The 4,810-nt window shown below is 64.4% G+C and carries 3 protein-coding genes; all 3 read left to right on the top strand.

Annotated features, from left to right (window positions below):
• The first annotated feature begins 584 nt into the window (after positions 1 to 584).
• Positions 585 to 2,330, top strand: a complete 1,746-nt coding sequence (locus FVW27_RS07935; RefSeq protein ID WP_167124151.1) for a methyl-accepting chemotaxis protein — start codon at positions 585 to 587, stop codon at positions 2,328 to 2,330.
• Positions 2,331 to 2,607: 277 nt separating this feature from the next.
• Positions 2,608 to 3,021, top strand: a complete 414-nt coding sequence (locus FVW27_RS07940) for a cytochrome c family protein (RefSeq protein WP_243838293.1) — start codon at positions 2,608 to 2,610, stop codon at positions 3,019 to 3,021.
• 9 nt (positions 3,022 to 3,030) lie between these two features.
• Positions 3,031 to 4,810 (top strand): methyl-accepting chemotaxis protein (locus tag FVW27_RS07945; protein WP_167124155.1); only part of this gene is annotated, 1,780 nt, incomplete at its 3' end.

Raw genomic sequence — 4,810 nt, forward strand, 5'->3', positions numbered from 1 at the left:
CCCGCCAATAAGACTCCTTTTTCGACCTTCGCCTGCGATTCGACGGCATACCCGCACCTCCTTGATTGGAGGATGAGCATGCAGGATTTCAAACGAGGGCGGTAGAAGGAGGTGATGTGACGCTTACTAAGACTCGCGCTACGCGCTCGCCTAACGGCTACCGCATTCCCTCTTGGCAGACTCGTTTTTCTTGCCAACGAACGAAAAACCTAAATTGGAAACAACCCCCAAGCAGCCAAATCAGTTCCGGAGGTTGCTCCGGCTTCTCACGAATCCGCGAACAGCTTCTGGTTCTCCCCAGCCGCCCGCCGTTCCCTCCGGCGGGCGGTTTCGTTTTCGGGCCAGCCCATTCCTGTCCGTGGACGTCGTTTTTCATCTTTTGCGGTGGCTTGTTGCGATGTAGTGAGCGCAAACTGCATGTCGCCAAGAATCTAATGTCGAAAAACAACGATTCTTGCGAGTATGAGTACCGGAAATGTCCCCCCTGCGAACAAGGGATGTTTTCGGGCGATCAGAACCGACGCGTGGTCATGCCAACGCCGATCCTCAGAAACATGCCGCAGGCTGCACAAGGAGCTCTGTCCATGAAGCTTTCTGCCAAACTTACCGGGGCGTTCGGTACACTGCTTGTGCTGATGCTCGTGCTGGGAATGTACGGAAATTACATGTTCGGCGATATTCTCACCGATGTGAAGGATGTGACCACCAACTGGCTGCCCAGCATCAAGTCCTTGGGCGAGATGCGGGCGGCGTTGAACTCCGTACGTCGTGCGGAATTGCAGCACATTGTCGCGGATACTGATGCCGCCATGGACGACGAGGAACGGGCCATGGAAAAAGCCCGTGCAGATTTTTCCGACAAGGCACGCAAGTACGAGCAACTCATTTCCAGTGATGAAGAGCGGCGCATCTATACAAAGATGAAGGTGGACGCGGACGCCTATCTTGCCGTGTTGCCCCAGATCATTCCCCTGTCGCGGGCCATGAAGACGGAAGAGGCCCGCGAGGTGTCCGTGCGCAAGGCCCGGCCCGCATTCCGTTCGGCCCTGCAAGGGATAATGGAACTGGTGGAGCTGAACGACAAGGGGTCTCAGGCGTCCGGGCAACAGGTTGAAGACAGTGCCGCCAGAGCCCGCCTGGTCAACCTCGTTCTCATGCTGGTTTCGATGCTTCTCGGCATTGCCGCTACGCTGTACATCATCCGCTCCACCATGGGGCAACTGGGTGAAGACCCCGGCTACCTGTACGATGTTTCGCGCCAGATCGCGGCGGGCAACCTTGAAGTGCAGTTCCGGGCCAGCAAGTACAAGGGTGTGTACGACGCCATGCAGCAGATGGTGAGCACCCTCAAGTCCAAGATCGTCGAGGCGGAGGACAAGAGCCGCCAGGCCGCCGCCAAGGAACAGGAGGCGCTGGCCGCCATGCGCGAGGCCGACGAGGCCCGCCGCCAGGCCGAAAGCGCCAGGCGAGAGGGTATGTTGCAGGCTGCGCAGAAGCTGGAGGGCGTGGTGGAAGTGGTGTCTTCCGCGTCGGAGGAACTGTCCGCCCAGATCGAACAGTCGGACCGGGGTACCGAGGAACAGGCGCGCCGGGTGGCGGAAACCGCCACGGCCATGGAAGAAATGAACGCCAGCGTGCTTGAGGTGGCCCGCAACGCGGGCGGGGCAGCGGATGTTTCGGAAAACGCCCGCCGCATGGCCGACGAGGGCGCGACCATCGTGGGGCAGGTGGTGGACGGCATCGGGCAGGTGCAGAAGCAGTCGCTGGCGCTGAAGCGCGACATGGAGGAATTGGGGCGCCAGGCGGAATCCATCGGCCAGATCATGAACGTGATCAGTGATATAGCCGACCAGACCAACCTGCTGGCGCTGAACGCCGCCATCGAGGCGGCGCGCGCGGGCGACGCCGGACGCGGCTTTGCCGTGGTGGCCGACGAGGTGCGCAAACTGGCGGAAAAGACCATGCATGCCACCCAGGAAGTGGGCGCGGCGGTGCGCGGCATCCAGCAGGGCACGCGCACCAACATGGAGCACGTGGACCGGTCCGTGGGCACCATCGAGGACGCTACCGACCTTGCCCGCCGATCGGGCGAATCGCTGCGCGAGATCGTGCGCTTCGTCGATGCGGCGGCCGATCAGGTGCGGGGCATCGCCACCGCGTCGGAACAGCAGTCCGCGGCCAGCGAAGAGATCAACCGTGCCGTGGAACAGGTAAGCGCCATTTCGGCAGAAACGGCCCAGGCCATGCGCGAGGCGGCAACCGCCGTGAACGAGCTGGCCAACCAGTCGCAGGTGCTCAAACGACTGGTGGAGGAATTGAAGCAGGGGTAGTCGTCGTCACGCCACTACGTCAAAACGCGCGGTCCGCCCCCATGGCAGGCTGCGCGTTTTTTTGTTTGGCATTGATGTTTGCACCATTATAAAGGAAAGCCGCACGTCAACATTGACGTGCGACGGCAATTGCCCTAGTACGAGCCCACATTTTCCGTGCTATTTTTCACAAACGGGCGGGTTCGCGCAAGAAGGAAATCGCCTGTTTTCGGGGAGACCCATGATCCGCGTCCGATCAATCAGCGTCCTGTGCTTTCTGGCCGTCCTTGCGGGGGTGATGGCGGCCACGGAGCCCACGTCTGTCCGGGCGGCCTCGTCCTATGTGGGCAGCGCCGCATGCCAGCCCTGCCACGCCGGGGAATACGAGAAGTTTCAGAAGCATTCCAAGAAGGCCAAATCGTGGAAGAGCGTGGCCACCATGGCCCCCAAGCTGACGCCGGAAGAACTGCGCGGCTGCTACGAATGCCACGTGACCGGGTACGGCAAGGGCGGCTTTGTGGACTACGCCACCACCCCGCAATTCGCCGACGTGGGCTGCGAAACCTGTCACGGGCCCGGGGCGGCCCACGCCGACGCCGGTGATCCTTCGCTTATCGGCAAGCCCACCATGGCCACCTGCGAAGGCTGCCACAACGCAAGCCGGGTGCGCTCGTTCGGCTTCAAGCCGTTGCTGCACAGTGGCGCGCACTAGGGAGGCACCATGGGGGGGACTCTCGCGCGGTCGCTCAGCCTGCGCACCTCGCTTCTGGTGACGGTCATCGCCGTCAGCGTGTTTGCGGTCATCATAGGCACCGGGGCGTGGCGCCAGCGCCATGCCGCCTTGGAAGAACTGGAGGCCGGGGTCACCCGCGAATCGTCCATGATCAAGCGGGCCATCGACCGGCCCATGCTGCTGGGCAACGACGCGGGCACCCGCGCCGAATTCGCCGAACTGGCGCGTCATTACGCCGACACCACGGTGCATCTGGCCAGTTTCAACGGCAACATCACCTATTCCACCCGGCCAGAGGCGGAACGGCGCGACCTGGTCGAGGTACTGACCGACCCCGGCCTGCGCGACCTGACCGGCCGCGCCCGGCGCGAGGCGCTGGAATCGTCGCTGCTGTTCGAGCGGGACGGCCGATCGGTGTTCGCGCATGTTGTCGGCATCCGCAACGAACCCTCGTGCCATCACTGCCATGGCGCTTTGCAACCGCTGCTGGGGCAACTGGTGGTAATGCAGGACGTCACGCCCATTCTGGCCGGGGTAAACGGGCGCATTCTGGAAAGCGCGGGCATCTCGGCGGCGGGGCTGGTGGCGTTGCTGGCCGGGGTCATCCTGTTCATTCGGCGGGCCATCGTGGACCGGGTGCAGCGCATCACCGAGGCCAGCACGGCCATTGCCGGGGGCGACCTGAACGCCGACCTTGCCGTGGGCGGGCACGACGAACTGGCCCGCCTGGCCGCAAACCTGCACGGCATGGTGGGTGGCCTGAAGAAGGAACTGGGCTTTTCCAAGGGCATCCTGAGCGGCATGACCCTGCCCTTTCTGGTGGCGGGCACGGACGGTCGCGTCAGCTATTGCAACGCGGCCCTGCTGCGCATGCTGGATCTGGACGGCACGCCCGAGGCCCAGGCGGGCAAGACCGTGGGTGACCTGATGTTCGGCGAGCCCCAGCGCGATACCGTGACCGACCGTGTGCTGCGCGAACGCACCGCGCACACCGGACAGCGGGTAGCGATGGACAGCCGCAAGGGCGGGCAGGTGCACGTGGTGGTGGATTCGGCGCCGTTGCTGGACCTGGACGGCAACCTCATCGGCGCGTTCAGCGTGTACACCGATGTTACCGAAATGCAGCGCCAGCAGGCCCGCATAGAAGAACAGCACGGCCGTATCTCCCGCGCCGCGGAGGCGGCGCGGCAGGTTTCCGCGCGGGTGTCCTCCGCATCGGGCGAACTGTCGGAGCAGGTGGAAGAGGCCAGCAGCGGTGCCGACGAGCAGCGCGGGTTGGCCGTGGAAAGCGCCTCTGCCATGGAGCAGATGAACGCCACCGTCATGGAGGTGGCCAGCAATGCCGGTTCCGCCGCAGATCTGGCCGGTACCGCCCACGAGCAGGCCCGGCAGGGCTCGGCCGTGGTGGAAGAAGCCGTGGCGTGCATCAACCGCGTGGCCGAGCAGGCCCGCGTGCTGGAACACGACATGGGCGAACTGGGCACCCAGGCCGAGGGCGTGGGGCGCATCATCGGAGTCATCGAGGACATCGCGGACCAGACCAACCTGCTGGCCCTGAACGCGGCCATCGAGGCTGCCCGTGCCGGCGACGCCGGGCGCGGGTTTGCCGTGGTGGCCGACGAGGTGCGCAAGCTGGCCGAAAAGACCATGCAGGCCACGCGAGAGGTGGTGGGCTTTGTCGAGGCCATCCGCGCGGGCGTGGCCCGCAGCCGTGCCGCCACCGACGAGGCCGTGCGCCTGGTGGAGCAGTCCACCGGACTGGCCGGGC

The organism is Nitratidesulfovibrio liaohensis (genome assembly GCF_011682075.1).
Lineage (GTDB): Bacteria > Desulfobacterota > Desulfovibrionia > Desulfovibrionales > Desulfovibrionaceae > Cupidesulfovibrio > Cupidesulfovibrio liaohensis.